This window comes from Balneatrix alpica DSM 16621 (genome assembly GCF_000619885.1).
Classification (GTDB): domain Bacteria; phylum Pseudomonadota; class Gammaproteobacteria; order Pseudomonadales; family Balneatricaceae; genus Balneatrix; species Balneatrix alpica.
This window is the reverse complement of sequence record NZ_JHUZ01000006.1, coordinates 396,355-413,579: the sequence shown is the minus strand read 5'-3', so window position 1 is coordinate 413,579 and position 17,225 is coordinate 396,355. Positions and strand designations below refer to the sequence as shown.

14 protein-coding genes are annotated in these 17,225 nt (G+C 57.9%); 13 read left to right on the top strand and 1 reads right to left on the bottom strand.

What is annotated here, in order from left to right; translation table 11 throughout:
- The first annotated feature begins 65 nt into the window (after positions 1-65).
- The 8 genes from Q334_RS0102480 (at position 66) to Q334_RS0102445 (ending at position 11,761) form a co-directional block, all read left to right on the top strand.
- Positions 66-566, top strand: a complete 501-nt coding sequence (locus Q334_RS0102480; protein ID WP_035460538.1) for a formate dehydrogenase subunit gamma — start codon at positions 66-68, stop codon at positions 564-566.
- Positions 563-2,140 carry a formate dehydrogenase beta subunit gene (locus tag Q334_RS0102475; protein ID WP_027311824.1) on the top strand — a complete coding sequence of 526 codons (1,578 nt, stop codon included), beginning with the start codon at positions 563-565 and terminating at the stop codon, positions 2,138-2,140. The genes Q334_RS0102480 and Q334_RS0102475 overlap by 4 nt, the downstream gene beginning before the upstream one ends.
- Positions 2,140-4,998, top strand: coding sequence for a formate dehydrogenase subunit alpha (fdhF, locus tag Q334_RS0102470; protein WP_027311823.1), 2,859 nt, complete (start codon positions 2,140-2,142; stop codon positions 4,996-4,998). The genes Q334_RS0102475 and fdhF overlap by 1 nt, the downstream gene beginning before the upstream one ends.
- 153 nt (positions 4,999-5,151) lie before the next feature.
- Positions 5,152-5,355, top strand: a complete 204-nt coding sequence (locus Q334_RS0102465) for a formate dehydrogenase subunit delta (RefSeq protein WP_027311822.1) — start codon at positions 5,152-5,154, stop codon at positions 5,353-5,355.
- Positions 5,356-5,613: 258 nt separating this feature from the next.
- Positions 5,614-7,164, top strand: a complete 1,551-nt coding sequence (locus Q334_RS0102460; protein WP_027311821.1) for a Re/Si-specific NAD(P)(+) transhydrogenase subunit alpha — start codon at positions 5,614-5,616, stop codon at positions 7,162-7,164.
- Between the two features lie 53 nt (positions 7,165-7,217).
- Entirely contained in the window at positions 7,218-8,627 is a 1,410-nt protein-coding gene (locus Q334_RS0102455; RefSeq protein WP_027311820.1) for an NAD(P)(+) transhydrogenase (Re/Si-specific) subunit beta, read from the top strand.
- A gap of 142 nt (positions 8,628-8,769) precedes the next feature.
- Entirely contained in the window at positions 8,770-9,513 is a 744-nt protein-coding gene (locus tag Q334_RS0102450; RefSeq protein WP_027311819.1) for a substrate-binding periplasmic protein, read from the top strand.
- Positions 9,514-9,640: 127 nt separating this feature from the next.
- Positions 9,641-11,761: a methyl-accepting chemotaxis protein gene (locus Q334_RS0102445; RefSeq protein ID WP_027311818.1), complete on the top strand. Its 2,121-nt coding sequence runs from the start codon at positions 9,641-9,643 to the stop codon at positions 11,759-11,761.
- Between the two features lie 45 nt (positions 11,762-11,806).
- Here Q334_RS0102445 and Q334_RS0102440 read toward each other — a convergent pair whose 3' ends face one another.
- A complete protein-coding gene (locus Q334_RS0102440; RefSeq protein ID WP_027311817.1) occupies positions 11,807-12,406 on the bottom strand; it encodes a short chain dehydrogenase in 600 nt (199 codons plus the stop codon).
- Positions 12,407-12,552: 146 nt separating this feature from the next.
- On the opposite strand from Q334_RS0102440, the gene Q334_RS0102435 reads away from it, so the two are divergent.
- The 5 genes from Q334_RS0102435 to Q334_RS19780 all read left to right on the top strand — a co-directional run bounded on the left by Q334_RS0102435 (position 12,553) and on the right by Q334_RS19780 (position 17,210).
- The gene (locus Q334_RS0102435) at positions 12,553-13,041 is read left to right on the top strand and encodes a GNAT family N-acetyltransferase (RefSeq protein ID WP_027311816.1); all 489 of its coding nucleotides are present in this window, start codon (positions 12,553-12,555) and stop codon (positions 13,039-13,041) included.
- Positions 13,038-13,970, top strand: a complete 933-nt coding sequence (locus tag Q334_RS0102430) for a LysR family transcriptional regulator (RefSeq protein ID WP_027311815.1) — start codon at positions 13,038-13,040, stop codon at positions 13,968-13,970. Before Q334_RS0102435 ends, Q334_RS0102430 begins: the two co-directional genes overlap by 4 nt.
- Positions 13,971-14,046: 76 nt before the next feature.
- Positions 14,047-15,183, top strand: coding sequence for a mechanosensitive ion channel family protein (locus Q334_RS0102425; protein WP_027311814.1), 1,137 nt, complete (start codon positions 14,047-14,049; stop codon positions 15,181-15,183).
- On the top strand, positions 15,180-16,139 hold the full coding sequence (locus tag Q334_RS0102420) for a helix-turn-helix domain-containing protein (RefSeq protein ID WP_027311813.1): 960 nt from the start codon (positions 15,180-15,182) through the stop codon (positions 16,137-16,139). The genes Q334_RS0102425 and Q334_RS0102420 overlap by 4 nt, the downstream gene beginning before the upstream one ends.
- A 111-nt stretch (positions 16,140-16,250) precedes the next feature.
- Positions 16,251-17,210: a helix-turn-helix transcriptional regulator gene (locus Q334_RS19780; protein WP_051527457.1), complete on the top strand. Its 960-nt coding sequence runs from the start codon at positions 16,251-16,253 to the stop codon at positions 17,208-17,210.
- Positions 17,211-17,225: the final 15 nt, after the last annotated feature.

Here is a 17,225-nt window from a genome sequence, read left to right as displayed (position 1 = left end):
CCGATAACAAACGAGCGCGGGAGCCGACTCCCACGCCAAGATTAGCTAGCGAAAGAGAACCACAGATGGCCGCACAGATCCCTCTCGCCCCGCTCGAGACTGCCACCGAGGCCCGTATTCGCGCCCTGGCGGCCGAGCTTAAACAGGAGCCCGGCGCCCTGTTGCCCATCCTCCATGCGGTGCAGGATGCCTTTGGCTATGTGCCCGAGTGCAGTGCCGAGGTGCTGGCGGGGGAGCTGGCCCTGTCCCGTGCCGAAGTCCATGGCGTCATCAGTTTTTATCATCATTTCCGCCGTCAGCCGGCGGGCAAGCATGTGCTCTACATTTGCCGGGCAGAAGCCTGTCAGGCGATGGGCAGCGAGGCGCTGGAACAGCAGATCAAGAGCGCCCTCAATATCGACTATCACCAGACCAGTGCCGATGGCAGCATCAGCCTGGAGCCGGTCTATTGCCTGGGCAACTGCGCCTGCTCCCCCAATGTGCGGGTCGACAACGCCATCCATGGCCGCATGACGGCCAGCAAAGCCAGCACGCTGCTCAGTAAATTGCAGGAGGAACAGCCATGATTACCCTGTACCTCTCCTGTGACAGCTGTGCCCAATCCGTCGGTGCCGAAGAACTGGCCGAGGCCCTCTACAGCCAACTGGGTGGCCAGATCGAACTCAAGCGCACCTCCACCCGTGGCATGCTGTGGCTGGAACCGCTATTGGAAGTCGACACCCCCCGCGGCCGGGTCGGCTATGGCCCTGTCACGGTTGAAGAACTACCCGAATTGCTCGCCGCTGGACTGTTACAAGGTGCCGAGCATCCACTGTGCATTGGCGTGGTGGAGGAACATCCCTACCTGCAACGGCAACAACGCCTTACCTTTGCCAACCTGGGTCACTACCATCCCCTCGACCTGGAAGCCTACCGCGCCCATGGCGGCTGGGCCGGTCTGGAACGCGCCCTCAGCCTCAGCCCGCAGCAGATTGTCGATGAAGTCAAAACCTCCGGCCTGCGCGGTCGCGGCGGTGCCGCCTTCCCCACCGGGATTAAATGGCAGACCGTGCTGGATGCCCAGGCTCCCCAGCACCCGGACTTTGGCGCAGGGCAAAAATTTATCGTCTGTAACGCCGATGAGGGTGACTCCGGCACCTTCTCCGACCGTTTGGTAATGGAAGACAACCCCTACCAACTGATTGAAGGCATGGTGATTGCCGGTTTAGCGGTGGGGGCAAGCCGGGGTTATATCTATTTGCGCGCCGAATACCCCCATGCCCATCAAGTGCTGAATGAAGCCATCGCCCGCGCTGAACAGGCCGGTTATCTCGGTGCACAGATTGGCGGCAGCGCCCATAGCTTCAAGTTACAGGTGCGTCTGGCCGCCGGTGCCTACATCTGTGGCGAAGAAACCGCCCTGCTGGAAAGCCTGGAGGGCAAGCGTGGCATGGTGCGCGCCAAACCGCCTCTGCCGGCGATTCAAGGGCTGTTTGGCCTGCCGACAGTGGTTAATAACGTCATCAGTCTGGCCTGTATCCCGCTGATTCTGAGTCAGGGTGGCGAGTATTACCGCGACTTCGGCATGGGTCGTTCACGCGGCACCATGCCGCTGCAACTGGCGGGCAACATCAAGCAGGGTGGCTTGGTCGAGGTCGCCTTCGGCATCACCCTGCGTGAGATTCTCTATGACTTTGGCGGCGGCAGCGCCTCCGGTCGGCCAATCAAGGCGGTGCAGATTGGCGGCCCGCTGGGGGCCTATATTCCACCCGAACATTTCGATACTCCGCTGGACTATGAAGCCCTGGCCGCCATTGGCGGCATGGTCGGCCACGGTGGCCTGGTGGTGTTTGATGAGCAGGCCGACATGGGCAAGCTGGCCGCCTTTGCCATGGAATTCTGTGCGCTGGAGTCCTGCGGCAAGTGCACCCCCTGCCGTATTGGCTCGACCCGCGCCCAAGAGGTGCTGGGCAAAATCCGCCAGGGTGAGCAGACCGAGGCCAACCTCCACCTGCTGCAGGATCTCTGTGACACCCTCGAACAAGCCTCACTCTGCGCCCTGGGGGGCATGGCCCCCTACCCGGTGAAGAGCATTGTTAAATACTTTCCCGCTGAGCTGCAGCAACCACAGCAGCCGCCCCATGCAGGAGGGCAACACTGATGATTGGCTACTACGATCCCAAACAAGAGCGTGACCTCGGCACCCCCGCCAGTCGCGCTACCCTGATGGTGAGTGTGGAAATCGACGGCCAGCCGATTAGCGTGCCTGAAGGCACCTCGGTGATGCGTGCCGCCGCCCTGGCTGGGGTCAATATCCCCAAACTCTGCGCCACCGACAGCCTGGATGCCTTTGGCTCCTGCCGGGTCTGCCTGGTGGAAATTGAAGGCCGCCGCGGTTATCCCGCCTCCTGCACCACCCCGGTCAGTGAAGGCATGGTGGTACGCAGCGAAACCCCAGCGCTGAATAAACTGCGCAAAAACGTGATGGAGCTGTATATCTCCGATCACCCCCTCGACTGCCTGACCTGCCCCAGTAACGGTAACTGTGAACTGCAGGACATGGTCGGCGTGGTCGGCCTGCGCGAAGTGCGCTATGGCCTGAGCGGTAAAAACCATCTGGATCTGCCCAAAGATCAGTCCAACCCCTATTTCACCTTTGATCCCAGCAAGTGCATCCTCTGCTCCCGCTGCGTACGTGCCTGCGGTGAGGTGCAGGGCACCTTTGCCCTGAGCATCGATGGCCGTGGCTTCGACTCCCAGATCAGTGCCGGTGCCAAACAAGCCTTTATGGACTCCGAGTGTGTGTCCTGTGGTGCCTGTGTACAGGCCTGCCCCACCGCCACCCTCAGTGAAAACAGCATTATCGAACTGGGCCAGCCGGATCACAGCGTGCTCACCACCTGTGCATACTGTGGTGTCGGCTGCAGCTTCAAGGCTGAGATGAAGGGCAATCAGGTGGTCAATATGACCCCCTACAAAGACGGCAAAGCCAACCGTGGCCATGCCTGCGTCAAAGGCCGTTTTGCCTTTGGCTACGCCACCCATCAGGATCGCATCCGCCAGCCGATGATCCGTGAGCAGATCGACCAGCCCTGGCGCCAGGTCAGCTGGGAAGAGGCTTTCCAGTTTGCCGCCGGGCGTATTCGTCAGGTGCAAGCCAAGTACGGCAAAGATGCGGTGGGGGCGATTACCTCCTCCCGCTGCACCAACGAAGAAACCTATCTGGTGCAGAAGCTGGTGCGCGCCGCCCTCGGTACCAACAACGTCGATACCTGTGCGCGGGTGTGCCACTCCCCCACCGGCTACGGCCTGAAGATGACCCTCGGCGAATCCGCCGGTACCCAGGATTTTGACTCCATCGAACACAGCGATGTGGTGATGGTGATTGGCGCCAACCCCACCGATGCCCACCCGGTATTTGGCTCACGCTTGAAAAAGCGCCTGCGTCAGGGAGCCCGCCTGATCGTGGTGGACCCACGCCAGATCGACTTGCTCAAAGGCCCCCATTACCGCGCCGATCACCATCTGCAACTGCGCCCCGGCACCAATGTCGCCTTCATCAATGCGATGGCGCACTGCATCGTCAGTGAAGGGTTGGAAAACCGCGACTTTATCCACAGCCGTTGCGATAGCGAAGCCTATCAACAGTGGTATGACTTTATCCGTGATCCACGCCATAGCCCGGAAGCCAGCGAGGCCATTACCGGCATCCCCGCCGCCGAGCTGCGGGCCGCTGCCCGCCTCTATGCCAGTGGCGGCAATGGCGCCATCTATTACGGCCTGGGAGTGACCGAACATAGCCAGGGTTCCACCATGGTGATGGGCATTGCCAACCTGGCGATGCTGACCGGCAACTTTGGTCGCCCTGGCGTCGGGGTCAACCCGCTGCGCGGCCAGAATAACGTGCAAGGCTCCTGCGACATGGGCTCCTTCCCCCATGAGCTGCCGGGCTATCGCCATGTCAGCGATACCAGCGTGCGTCAGCTGTTTGAGCAAGCCTGGCAGGCTTCCCTGTCGGACCAGCCGGGACTGCGTATCCCCAATATGTTTGAGGCCGCCACCGCAGGCAGTTTCAAAGCGCTGTACTGCCAGGGTGAAGATATCGCCCAGTCCGATCCCAACACCCAACATGTGGAAGCCGCACTGGGGGCACTGGAATGCCTGATCGTGCAGGATATTTTCCTCAATGAGACCGCCAAGTTTGCCCATGTCTTCCTGCCAGGAGCATCCTTCCTGGAGAAGAACGGCACCTTCACCAATGCCGAGCGCCGTATTTCCCGGGTGCGCAAGGTGATGCCACCCTTGGCCGGCAAAGAGGACTGGCAGGTGACTCAGGGGCTGGCCGAAGCCCTGGGCTATGCCATGCCTTATCAGCACCCGAGCGAAATCATGGATGAGATTGCCCGCCTGACTCCCACCTTTACCGGCGTCAGCTATGCCCGCCTGGACGAACTGGGCAGCATCCAGTGGCCCTGCAATGGCGAGCATCCCGAGGGCACCCCGGTGATGCATGAAGAGGGTTTTGTGATTGGCAAAGGCCAGTTTGTACCGACCGAATTTGTCGCCAGCGATGAAAGGGTCAATGGCCGCTATCCCTTACTCTTAACGACCGGACGCATTCTCAGCCAGTACAACGTTGGCGCCCAAACCCGCCGCACCGCTAACCAGGCCTGGCATGCAGAAGATATCCTGGAGCTGCACCCCCATGATGCCGAAGAGCGCGGCATTAATGACGGAGACTGGGTTGGCATCAGCAGCCGCGCCGGGCAAACCGTGCTACGCGCCAAGGTGTCTACCCGCATGCAGCCGGGAGTGGTGTATACCACCTTCCACCACCCCCTGTCCGGTGCCAACGTGATCACCACCGATAACTCGGACTGGGCCACCAACTGCCCGGAATACAAGGTCACCGCGGTACAGGTGGAAAAGGTCACAGAAGTGTCCAAGTGGCAGGAGCGTTTCCAGCAACGGGATCAGCAGCAACGGGAGCTGCTGGCCCAGGCTCAACCGAGCGCCTAGAGCCGTGCGTCCACCCAGGTGAAAAAGACTTGGGTGGACGCCCTCCCTATGCTGCAACGCAACAGAAATGGGTCCTCCGACCTATTGTGATGAATCCTCGACCAAGGTAGCATCGGGCCAGTTGTGGAAACTGCCCATGCCAGAGAGATAGCCATGAATCCTGAATATCTCATCAAAATGGCTAACCAGATTGCGCGCAATCTCGGTTATGAACAAGACAACGATAAAAGGGCAGAGAAGGTAGCCGGGCACATCAGAAAATTCTGGGAGCCACGGATGATACAAGCCTTACTCAAACTAGAACCCACCGATCCACAACTCGATCCCTGCGTCGTATTGGCGCTGGGTAAGTTATAGGGAAACGGATACCGCTCAGTCACGTTTGCCCGCCGGCGCTTTCATCGCCTACGGCAGCGCTATTGCTCGGTGTTCCGCCCGGTCCCCTCAGGCCCTGGCGATATCCCTACTTTTTCCAAACCTGTGAGAGAGATGCACTGACCCGGAGTCTGTGCTGATGGGTGCCCGGCAAAGGGACATTGGTCACCAGGAGTTTCCTGGCCTGCACCCGCGCATGGATCCCCAGCCCTAGAGGCTGCAGTGCGGGGAGCTTAAACCATGAAAATTGCCGTACCCAAGGAAGTCTTTCCCGGTGAAAACCGGGTGGCGACCACCCCCGAGGTCGCGCTCCAGCTACAAAAGCTGGGTTATAGCGTTGCCATTGAAAGCGGTGCCGGATTGGCAGCGCGCTACCTGGATGAAGACTACGCCGCCGCTGGTGTCGAAATTGTCCAGGATGTTACCGCCCTCTGGGCCAACGCCGACATTATTCTCAAAGTGCGGGCTCCTCAGCAGCACCCTGTGCTGGGTGTGCATGAGAACGACCTGCTCAAGGCCGGCCAGACTCTGGTCTCCTTTATGGCCCCGGCACAGAATCCAGAGCAGCTGCAAAAACTGGCTGAGCTGGAAGTGAATGCCCTGGCGATGGAGATGGTGCCGCGTATTTCCCGCGCCCAGAAAATGGATGCCCTCAGCTCCATGGCCAATATCGCCGGCTACCGTGCCGTCGTGGAAGCCGCCCAGCATTTTGGTCGCTTCTTTACCGGACAAATTACCGCTGCCGGTAAGATCCCCCCTGCCAAGGTACTGGTGATAGGTGCCGGGGTTGCGGGGCTGTCCGCTATTGGTACCGCCAAGTCCATGGGCGCCATCGTCCGCGCCTTCGATACCCGCCCTGAGGTGAAAGAGCAGGTCGAGAGTATGGACGCCGAATTCCTCATGCTCGACTTCGAGGAAGATGGCTCAGGCTCTGGCGGTTACGCCAAGACCATGTCAAAAGAGTTTATCGAAGCCGAGATGGCACTGTTTGCTGAACAGGCCAAAGAGGTCGATATCATCATTACCACCGCGCTGATTCCCGGTAAACCTGCCCCCGAGCTGATCACCGAAGAGATGGTCAAATCGATGAAGGAAGGCAGTGTGATCGTCGATCTCGCCGCCGAGCAGGGTGGTAACTGCAAACTGACCGAAGCCGACAAAGTCGTCAGCAAACATGGCGTGACCCTGATCGGCTATACCAACCTGCCCAGCCGTCTGGCCAGCCAGGCCAGTCAGCTGTACGCCACTAACCTGCGTCATCTGCTGAATGACATGACCCCCAACAAGGATGGCCAACTGACCATCAACTTTGAGGATGAAGTCATTCGTGGCGCCACCGTGGTCAAGGCCGGTGAAATCACTTTTCCCCCTCCTGCTCCCAAGCTGTCGGCGGCACCGCCCAAGCCCAAGAGCAAACCCACCAAGATGGAAAGCAGCCACGGCAAGCAGCCGGGTAAAACCAACCCCCTGTGGTTTGCGATCGGCGCGCTGGCGTTTGCCGCCATCGGCTTCACTGCGCCGCCTTCCTTTATGAGCCACTTCACCGTATTCGTGCTGGCCTGCTTTGTCGGCTACATGGTGATCTGGAATGTGACTCCCTCTTTGCATACCCCGCTGATGAGCGTCACCAACGCCATCAGTAGCATCATCATTATCGGTGCTCTGGTACAGATTTCCTCGCCCTCGGGCTGGGTGATCTTCCTCTCCGCGGTCGCGGTGTTGATTACCAGCATCAATATTTTTGGTGGATTCGCGGTGACCCAGCGCATGCTGGCGATGTTCCGTAAGTAAGGTAAGCAAACCAATGCAAAGCGCAGTTCACTGCGAAAATAAGGGGTAAACCCATGTCACAAAGTTTGGTCAACGTCGCTTATCTGGGAGCGACTGTACTCTTTATCCTCTCCCTGGGGGGCTTAAGCCACCAGGAAAGCGCACGACGCGGCAACTATTACGGCATGGCCGGGATGGGCATCGCCCTGCTCGCCACCGTGATGGGGATTGTCAGCGACAACTATTTTGTTTTGATCGCCGGGTTGGTGATCGGTGCCGTGATCGGCCTGCAGCTGGCGAAAAAAGTCGCCATGACGCAGATGCCGGAACTGGTGGCCATTCTCCACTCCCTGGTGGGCTTGGCCGCAGTATTAGTGGGTTACGCCAACTTTGCCGGCCATGCCAATGACCTCCAGGGCGCCGAGAAAACCATTCACGATGTCGAGACCTATCTGGGCATTCTGATCGGCGCCATGACCTTCTCCGGCTCCATCGTAGCTTATCTCAAACTCAGCGCCCGGATCGGTGGCAAGCCGCTGCTGTTACCTGCCCGCCACTGGCTCAACCTTGGCCTGCTGCTGATTGCCATTTGGATGCTGTTCAGCTTTGTTGCTGGCTCCGCCGAGGGCGCAGGCACCCTGCCGTTGCTGATTATGACCCTGGTGGCGCTGGCCTTTGGCGTACACATGGTGATGGCGATCGGCGGGGCGGATATGCCGGTGGTTGTGTCCATGCTCAACAGCTACTCCGGTTGGGCAGCCGCTGCTACCGGCTTTATGCTGGCCAATGACCTGCTGATCGTAGTGGGTGCCCTGGTCGGTTCCTCCGGTGCCATCCTCAGCTACATCATGTGTCGGGCGATGAACCGTAAGTTCCTGAGCGTGATCGCCGGCGGCTTTGGCAGCACCAGCAATGCAGGCAGTGGCGCCAGTGCCGGCCCCGCTGGCAATGCCGAAGACATCCAGCCGATTGAAGCGGAAGAAGTGGCGAGCATGCTGACCCAGGCCAAAAACGTGGTCATCATCCCCGGTTATGGCATGGCAGTGGCCCAGGCCCAGCATCTGGTCTTCCAGATCACCAAAAGCCTGCGCGACAAGGGCGTTAATGTCCGCTTTGCCATCCACCCGGTGGCAGGACGGATGCCGGGTCACATGAACGTTCTACTGGCGGAAGCACGGGTCCCCTATGACATCGTCTATGAGATGGAAGAAATCAACGAGGAGTTCGACAAGGTCGATGTCTCCGTGGTGATTGGCGCCAATGACATCGTCAACCCGGCCGCCCAGGAAGTGCCAGACAGCCCCATCGCCGGTATGCCGGTGCTGGAGCCTTGGCACGGGGCCACCACTATCGTGATGAAACGCAGCATGGCCTCCGGTTATGCCGGGGTGGATAACCCGCTGTTCTATCGTGACAATACCCGCATGTTCTTCGGCGATGCCAGCGCCAAGCTGGAAGAAGTCTACAAACACCTGCAGGGTTAAGCCTGTCGCCACCGCCCCCAGCCAGGGGGCGGTTTGTTTCTGCCTGTTTTGACTGCACAATAGCGCTATACCCAAGCTCGGCGGGATAGACTCCATGGCAGTAAAGCGCAGCATATTCTTCAGACTCCAGCCAGGACTCTGGATGAAACTCCTTGTAGTCATGGGACTGCTCCTACCCACATGGGTATTCGCCAGCTGTGAACGCCTGAACCTGCTCTACCATGAACGCCCCCCCTATCAATTTCGTGGGCCATTGGGGGATATGCAGGGCATCCTGGTGGCTCCCCTGCAAAAAGCGCTCAATGCCGCTCATCTTCCCTATCAGTGGACGCTGACTCCGGCTAAACGACAGCTAGAACAGATCAAAGAAAATCAAGACTGCTCCTGTGGCCTGGGCTGGTTTAAAAACCCCAGCCGTGAAGGCTTTGCCCGCTTCAGCCTCTATCTCTATCAGGATCAAGCCCAAATTGCCTTGGCCCGTGCCAATACTGACCAACTCAAACCTAATATGCGGGTGGAAGCCGCCTTAGCCAGTTCATTGCGTCTGGGGCTGCGTGATGGTTATTCCTATGGCCATTTCTTAGATCAATTGATGGAGCAGCTGCACCCACCCCGCGACAGTACCGCCACCAGTAATGAGCAGATGCTACGCAAGCTGCAGAGTGGCCGGATTGATTACTTTTTCATTGCTCCAGAAGAAGCCAGTGAGCTGCTTAATCGCTTACAGCTCAGCCCCAGCGAGTTCGAGTTCGTGTATTTCAGCAACATGCCAAGTGGCGAAAAGCGTTATCTGATGTGTACCCAACAACTGGAAACTGTCTGGATGGAGCGTCTGAACCAAGCCATTCGTGCCCATGTCCACCCTGACTATCCCCTAGAGGAATAGTCCCATCCTATTTGCGACCTCCACTTTAACTTTGCCGACAGAGGGTAAAACTGCCCCCGCCGATCATCTTGCAGTCTGCTAGCCTGCCCTGTACTCATTAGGGGTCTTGCATAAGGATGTCGGTGTTATGAAGTCACAGCCCTTGGCCCGCAAAATTTACCTGACCACGGCAAGCCTGTTAGTCCTGGTCACCTTCGTGATTATTGGACTGACCTGGCATAACCTGCGCCAGACCCAGGCTCATCTGCAGGAACAAACCCAACGTGCTTTGGGTGAGGCGGTGCTGACACAGCTCTCCGCCCAGGCAGGGGAATACGGTGCCAGGGTGGCTGGTTTTATTAACGAGGCTTATCGCATCCCCCTCACCCTTGCCGCCTTGATTGAAGGTCACCAGCAAGCGGGGAATAACGGTCTCAGCCGTGCACAACTGGAGTGGCTGGATCGTAGTGTGCTGGCCCAGAGCCCACAGCTGAGCTCAATCTACACCCAGTTTGAGCCCAATGGTTTTGATGGCCAGGATCAAGCTCACCAAGGCGGCAGCAGCCATAGCAGTACGCAAGGCACGCTTGAGCTGTACTTCACCCGCAATCAGGATGGCAGCCTGGAGCAGCATGCGGCTAATCCAGATGACAAATACCTCACCAGTATCAATGAGTTTGGTATTCGTGATTCTGAGTGGTATCTGTGCGCCAAAGAGCAGCTTAAACCCTGCTTGATGGAACCCTACCTGTATGAAATCAGCCCCGGCAATGCCGAGCTAATGACCAGTTTGACCGTCCCCATTCTGCGCAACGGCCAATTTAGCGGCCTGGCTGGGGCGGATATCAACCTGCCCACCTTTCAGAAACTCACCGAAGAATTATCGCAACAGCTCTACCAGGGACAGGCCAAAGTCACCCTGGTGTCCCGTATTGGTTTAATTATTGGCAGCAGTCATTACGGCGATAAAATCGGCCGCCCTCTGCAAGAGGCGGATGCCGAGCTGGCCACCCAGCTTGCCGCCATCCCCCTGCAACAGCGCCAACAACTGCAAACCGACACGGACTATCTGGTGCTCTTTCCCATTGAGATCGCCGCTGCCCAAGCCCATTGGCGCCTGCTGATCCAGTTGCCACAACATCTGGCGCTCGGTCAAGCCAATGCCATTACCGACCAGTTAGCCAGTGCGACGACTCAGGTCAGTCAACAGGCGGGACTGGCTGGTTTAATCGTGCTGGCGCTGGGCTTAGTGATGATGGCGATCCTGCTGAAAACCATTACGCGTCCCCTGGCGCTGCTCAACCAACGCATTGATAATCTGGCCTCCGCCGATGGCGACCTGACCCAGGAAGTCAAAATCGATACCCACGCCGAGCTGATTAACCTGTCCCAGGCCTTCAATCAGTTTATTTCCAAACTCCGTACCCTGATTCGCGGCCTGCAGCAAATTGGCCGTGACGTCCACCAGCGTGCCCAACAAAGCCAAGAGATCACCAGCCAAACCAGTCAGCATCTGGCCAGTCAGCAGCAGGAGCTGAACTCGGTGGTGACCGCCATGAATGAAATGACGGCCACCGCCCTGCAAGTTGCGGATATTGCCAATGAGGCTAATCAGCAAACCTCTGCCATCAGCCAGCATGTACAGGACTCACGCCAGCGCCTAGAGCAAGCCGTAGGTGATGTGCAGCACATGGCAACTGATATGGACGAGGTTAAGCGGGCCATCAGCCGAGTGGCTGAGCGCAGCGACAACATCAGCAATATTGTCGAGGTCATTCGCAGCATTGCCGAGCAAACCAATCTACTGGCCCTCAATGCCGCCATTGAGGCCGCCCGAGCCGGCGAGCAAGGTCGGGGCTTTGCCGTGGTAGCGGATGAAGTGAGAGCGCTGGCCTCCAAGACCCGACACTCCACCGATGAAATTACCCACCTGATTGAACACCTGCAGCAAGAGGTGCGCTCCACCCAAGGCATTATCGATACGGCAGTCAACCGGGCCGAGACCTCCGTCGAGCAAACCAATAGTGCCTACAGCAAACTGCTGGAGGTGGTAAATTCCAGCGAGCTAATGCGTTCGCATATCGTCCAGGTGGCCACGGCGGCCCACCAGCAAAGCCAGGTCGGGGATGAAATCAACCGCAATCTGGTCGCGCTGGGGGATGCCGCGCAGGGACTGGCCGAACTGGCGCAACGTAATGGCGCCGGCAGTGCTGCCCTGGCTAAATTAGTGGAGCAATTAGATCTGGAATTAGCGCGTTTACGCACCTGATCAAACTGAGCATGGCAGGGGGCATCTGCCCCCTGTGCACGTCCGCTAGACAGCCACCACTACCTGTCCTGTCATCACCCCTAACACTGAGCGCTTAAACGCCTGGGCAACTTTGGCCGCCGGTACCGGAATAAAGCCAGGGAAGAAGTCCCCAAATGCCTCGACCGACTCCTCCAGTAAGCCTGGGCTCACCACATTGATGCGAATCCCTTTGGGCAGTTCAGTCGCCGCAGCCCGCACAAAACCTTCCACCGCGCTGTTCACCATGGTGGCCTGGGTGCCACCGGCAATAAAGTCCTGACTCAAGATCCCAGAAGTCAGGGTGATAGAGCTGCCAGGATTGAGAAACTCCACCGCCGCCAACGCTAATTGCACCTGCCCCATCAGCTTGGAGCCCAACCCCAGTTGCCAGTCCTCTTGGTTCAACTGCATCAAGGGCTTAAAGGCCACCTCTCCCGCAGCTATTACCAGGGCATCGAAGCGTCCCAGTTTACTCAGTGCAGCCGCAATGCTGGACGAGTCCGTCATATCCAGTTGCAGATCACCACTGTTACGTCCCGCGACGATCACCTCATGCTGTGCAGCAAACTCGGCTTTAATCGCTTGTCCCAGGGTTCCTTGACCACCTACCAGAAGAATACGCATTGTCTGTTCCTCATATCATTGTTTCGACAGGGAGCAGAATAGGCGCAACACATCCGGCTAAAAAGCGCATAAAAACAACCTATTGTTTACTTATAAAACCCAATACAACCTATACTGAGCAACACCCCCATCATTCAGGCAGCAGTATGATCCAACTGCAGGTTTTTCAGGCAGAGCGGCAACAGGAAGTGATTGACCTGATCCTGCCGATTCAGCAACAGGAGTTCGGCCTGGATATCGACCTCGCCAGGCAACCCGACCTAACGGATATTGCCGGCTTTTATCAGCAGGGCTGCGGTAATTTTTGGCTGGCCCTACACCAGCAACAACTGGTGGGCTGTGTCGGTTTACTCGATATCGGTCAAGGGCAGGCGGCGTTACGCAAGATGTTTGTCGCCACCCCCTATCGCGGCAGCCAGTGGGGTGTCGCCAATCGCCTGCTGCAGCAACTCCTGCAGTGGGCACAGCAACAGTCACTACGGGATCTCTATCTGGGAACCACCGCTCAATTCCACGCGGCGCAGCGTTTTTACCACAAGCAGGGGTTTACCTTAATTGACCCCCAGCAGTTACCAGCCAGCTTCCCGCGCATGGCCGTTGATAGCCTGTTCTACCACTACCCGGTAAACCGATGAACCCCATCTATCTGGACGCTTTCTATCATGTGGTGAGTCAGGGTGGCTTTAGCGCCGCCGCCGATTTTTTGCAGGTATCCAAGGGTTTGGTCAGCCGCCAGGTACGCGCCCTGGAGAAACAACTGGGCTGCCAACTGCTGCACCGCACCACCCGTGTTGTCACCCTGACCGAAGCCGGGCAGCGCCTGTATCACTACGCGCAGCAAATCAACGACCTCAAACGTCAGGCCGCCTTGCAGCTCAGCGCCCTGCAACAGGGTGAAAGCGGCTTACTGCGCTTCACCTGCCCTCTCTCCCTCGGTGAACACCTCTTGCCTTGGGTAATCGAACGCTTCCGCCAGCAGTGTCCACAGGTACAGCTGGAACTCAATCTGACCAATCAAAACTTTAAGCTCAGCAATGGCGATCAGGATATTGCCATCCGTGCCAGCGCCCAGTGGCCGGACGATGTCGTCGCCCACCCGCTAGGCTGGATGCGTAATATCCTGGTCACCAGCCCGACCTATGCCGAGCGTCACCCTCTGCCTCGCCACCCCGAGCACCTGCTTAGCCACAACTGCATCCTCAATAGTCACCAACCCGCCTGGAACCGCTGGCAGCTAGTGCCCCGCGCCAGGCAAAGCGTACTCGCCAGCGTCACGGTGCAAGTGCAGGGCAATTTAGCGATCAATCAATACACCAGTAGCCTGCACCTGAGCCAATCCTTGAGTGAAGCTGGTATCGCCAGCCTGCCTTATTATCTGGTCGAGCAGGCCATCAACCAGGGGCGCCTGATCCAGGTGCTGGCCGATTACGATGTGCTCACCCATTCACTGGCGATTCTGCACGCCTACCAGCAACCCTTGCCGCGCAAAATCCAAGTGTTTAAGCAGATACTCCTCGACTGGTTTAACCAGCATCCACAGTATCGCCACAGTGTTTTAGGCTAAGCCGCCCCGCTGAGGCTTGCATGACGAGCAGATTTCCCTACCCTTGAAGCCCTAGCACACTAAGGGAGAACGAAGGATGTCCTGGCCTCAAGTTGCCGCCTGGCTTGGTCTGGCTGAACAGAGCATGCACTGGATTGCCCAGGTATTTATCGTGGTGTTTGTGACCCTGGCAGCCAATATGCTGGTATTGCGCCTGCTCGGTCGCTTGGCTATTCAGCTGGAAAAAACCCGTAATCTCTGGGATGACACCCTGCTGGAGGCGGCACGGCGACCACTGGGCTTTTTCATCTGGTTACTGGGATTGTCCTGGGCGGCGGAGATTGCCGAACGCCAGACCGATTCCATTCTGCTCGGCTGGGTCGATAGCCTGCGCGAAATCGGCGTGATCGTCCTACTCACCTGGTTTTTACTGCGTTTTGTCAAAGGCGCCGAGACGATTCTGGTCTCCCCCGACAAGATGAAGCAGCCGATGGATCGCACCACTGTTGCCGCGATCAGCAATCTGTTGCGCGCCTCCATTGTGATTACCGGCGCCCTGGTGATTCTGCAGAGCCTGGGTTACAGCATCTCTGGCGTGCTGGCCTTTGGCGGCATCGGCGGGATTGCCGTGGGTTTTGCCGCCAAGGATCTGCTCTCCAACTTTTTCGGTGGACTGATGATTTACCTCGATCGTCCCTTTGCCGTCGGTGACTGGATCCGCTCGCCGGATAAATCCATCGAAGGGGTGGTGGAACATATTGGCTGGCGCCAGACCCGTATCCGCACCTTCGATAAACGCCCGCTCTATGTGCCCAACTCCACCTTTACCACCATTGCGGTGGAGAACCCTTCGCGCATGAGTCATCGCCGCCTGTATGAAACCCTGGGGGTGCGCTATGACGATGCCGGCAAGGTGCGCCAGATTGTCACCGAGGTGGAGGCCTACCTGCGTCAGCACAGCGAAATTGACCAACGCCAAACCCTGATGGTCAACTTCAATGCCTGTGGCCCCTCTTCGCTCGACTTCTTTATTTACTGCTTCACCCATACCACCGACTGGGCACGCTTCCATCAGATCAAGCAGGAGGTGCTACTGCATATCCTCGACATCATTGCCCAGGCTGGCGCTGAAGTGGCCTTCCCCACCCGTACCCTGCACCTGATTCAAAGCGAAGCCGAGCCGGCACTTGAAAGCGAGACCCAACCCAGGCTTAACCAAGGCACGCAGGCATGAGGCAGGTCGCCATTCTGGCCTACCCCGACTTATGCACCTTTGAATTTGGCTGTGCGGTGGAGCTGTTTGCCCTACCGCGCCCGGAAATCCCCAATTGGTACCAGACCCGCATTGTCAGCCTGGAGCCCGGCCCTCTGGCGGCAACCGGCGGCATCCAGATCCTGACTGAGCAGGTGCAGGACTTTTCTGCCTTCGACACCCTGATCATTCCCGGCTGGCATAGCCGTGACGAAGCGCCGCCACCATCCCTGCAAAGCGCGATGAGGAGCCTGGTGGCGCGAGGCGGGCGCATCCTGAGCTTCTGCTCAGGGGCTTTTCTGCTGGCGGGCTGTGGTCTGCTGGATGGCCGGCGCGCCTGCACCCACTGGCGTTATGCCGATGCCTTCCGCCAGCGCTTCCCCCAAGTGGAGCTGCAGGCAGAATCACTGTATGTGCTGGATGAACAATTGGGTTGCTCGGCGGGCAGTGCCGCCGGTTTGGATTTAGGTCTGGCCTTGATTCGCCGCGACTTCGGCGCCGATATCGCCAATAGCGTCGCCAAACGCCTGGTACTACCGGCCCAGCGTGATGGCGGCCAAGCGCAGTTTATCCCCGCGCCAACACTGCCAAGACGCGAGCATCCGCTGCATACCTGCCTGGAATGGGCCCAGGCAAACCTGCAACAGCCAATCCGCGTGGAGCAACTCTGTGAGATGGCCTGTATGTCACGCCGCAGTTTTGATCGCCACATGCGCCAACTCACCGGCTTAAGCCCACAAGCCTGGCTCACCCGCCAGCGCCTGCAGCAGGCGCAGGCCTGGCTGGAAACCAGCGATGCCAACCTTGAGCAGATCGCCCAGCATTGTGGCTTTGGCTCCGCGCTTAATCTGCGCCATCACTTCCAGCAAAGCCTGGGAATCAGCCCGCAGCAGTATCGGCGTCAGTTTTCTACTTCCCTCTCCGATAACTTTGGCTAAACTTGCTTCGATTTGCTGAGATCGCCTGGATATCTAAAGATGCCTTACTAGGCCATATTCAGCTGTATGCATTTATTAACCCTATTGGGTTCGCTTGCAGGTACAGCCGTTATGTTTCCGATTTTATCCATCGCCTCAGAAGAATTTGATAGCCATCGACGCGTCGAAGCTTTCCAAGAAGTAGTCGCCAATATCTGCAAACTTAAGTTTATTCCAGCCGACTCAACCTCCTTTGCCTCCAAAACCCAGATCAGTGTGTTGCCTGAGCTCATCCTCGGCCAAGGACAACACTCCTCATCGCTTGCCCTGCGCACCCGTCAGTTGGCAGCCGACTCCGATGACAACCTGATGTTCCATCTACCATTACAAGGTGGCTATGCCATGCAGCAAAGTGGCGGAGAGGCCTGGGAACTTAAACCTGGACTGGTCTATCTCGACCCAAATGAAGTAGCAGGCAAGGTACGCTTTCATGGTGAACAAACTGAAGCCTTTTATCTGTCCATCCCCCGTTCACTTCTAAATGCCGCCGTACCTGGTATTAATGCACTACTACGCCGCACCACTCCCCTCACTCCGCAATGGCGCATGCTGTTCAACTATGCCCGTCATTTACAAGAAGAATTGCCCTATCTGAGCAAAGAGCAGGCACTCACCTGCATGACTCATATCCATGATCTGGCTCTCATGGCACTAGGCAGTACCCAAGAAGCCTGTGAGATTGCCGCCGGACGAGGCGTCAAAGCCGCCCGTTTACAGGCTATCAAGGCCGATATCGAGCGCCACCTCACCCATCCAGAACTCAATGCCAATTGGATTGCCGCGCGTCATGGATTATCCCCCCGCTATATACGTGCCCTCTTCGCCGATGCCGACACCTCTTTTGGTGACTATGTTGCCAGTCGCCGTCTGGCTCTGGCCTATCGTTTACTCTGTGATCCGACAAGACGTCGGCAAAGTATTGGTCAACTTGCGCTGGACGCTGGCTTTGGAGACCTCTCCTGGTTTAACGCACGCTTCAAACGCTTGTATGGATTAACGCCTAAGGAAGTAAGAGCTCAGGCCTTTACCTAAACCCTGTGCCGTTTT

Excerpts from the sequence above, each read along its gene's own strand:
- Q334_RS0102480 (WP_035460538.1), top strand. The coding sequence starts at position 66 with ATGGCCGCACAGATCCCTCTCGCCCCGCTCGAGACTGCCACCGAGGCC.
- Q334_RS0102475 (WP_027311824.1), top strand. The coding sequence starts at position 563 with ATGATTACCCTGTACCTCTCCTGTGACAGCTGTGCCCAATCCGTCGGT.
- fdhF (WP_027311823.1), top strand. The coding sequence starts at position 2,140 with ATGATTGGCTACTACGATCCCAAACAAGAGCGTGACCTCGGCACCCCC.
- Q334_RS0102465 (WP_027311822.1), top strand. The coding sequence starts at position 5,152 with ATGAATCCTGAATATCTCATCAAAATGGCTAACCAGATTGCGCGCAAT.
- Q334_RS0102460 (WP_027311821.1), top strand. The coding sequence starts at position 5,614 with ATGAAAATTGCCGTACCCAAGGAAGTCTTTCCCGGTGAAAACCGGGTG.
- Q334_RS0102455 (WP_027311820.1), top strand. The coding sequence starts at position 7,218 with ATGTCACAAAGTTTGGTCAACGTCGCTTATCTGGGAGCGACTGTACTC.
- Q334_RS0102450 (WP_027311819.1), top strand. The coding sequence starts at position 8,770 with ATGAAACTCCTTGTAGTCATGGGACTGCTCCTACCCACATGGGTATTC.
- Q334_RS0102445 (WP_027311818.1), top strand. The coding sequence starts at position 9,641 with ATGAAGTCACAGCCCTTGGCCCGCAAAATTTACCTGACCACGGCAAGC.
- Q334_RS0102440 (WP_027311817.1), bottom strand. The coding sequence starts at position 12,406 with ATGCGTATTCTTCTGGTAGGTGGTCAAGGAACCCTGGGACAAGCGATT.
- Q334_RS0102435 (WP_027311816.1), top strand. The coding sequence starts at position 12,553 with ATGATCCAACTGCAGGTTTTTCAGGCAGAGCGGCAACAGGAAGTGATT.
- Q334_RS0102430 (WP_027311815.1), top strand. The coding sequence starts at position 13,038 with ATGAACCCCATCTATCTGGACGCTTTCTATCATGTGGTGAGTCAGGGT.
- Q334_RS0102425 (WP_027311814.1), top strand. The coding sequence starts at position 14,047 with ATGTCCTGGCCTCAAGTTGCCGCCTGGCTTGGTCTGGCTGAACAGAGC.
- Q334_RS0102420 (WP_027311813.1), top strand. The coding sequence starts at position 15,180 with ATGAGGCAGGTCGCCATTCTGGCCTACCCCGACTTATGCACCTTTGAA.
- Q334_RS19780 (WP_051527457.1), top strand. The coding sequence starts at position 16,251 with ATGTTTCCGATTTTATCCATCGCCTCAGAAGAATTTGATAGCCATCGA.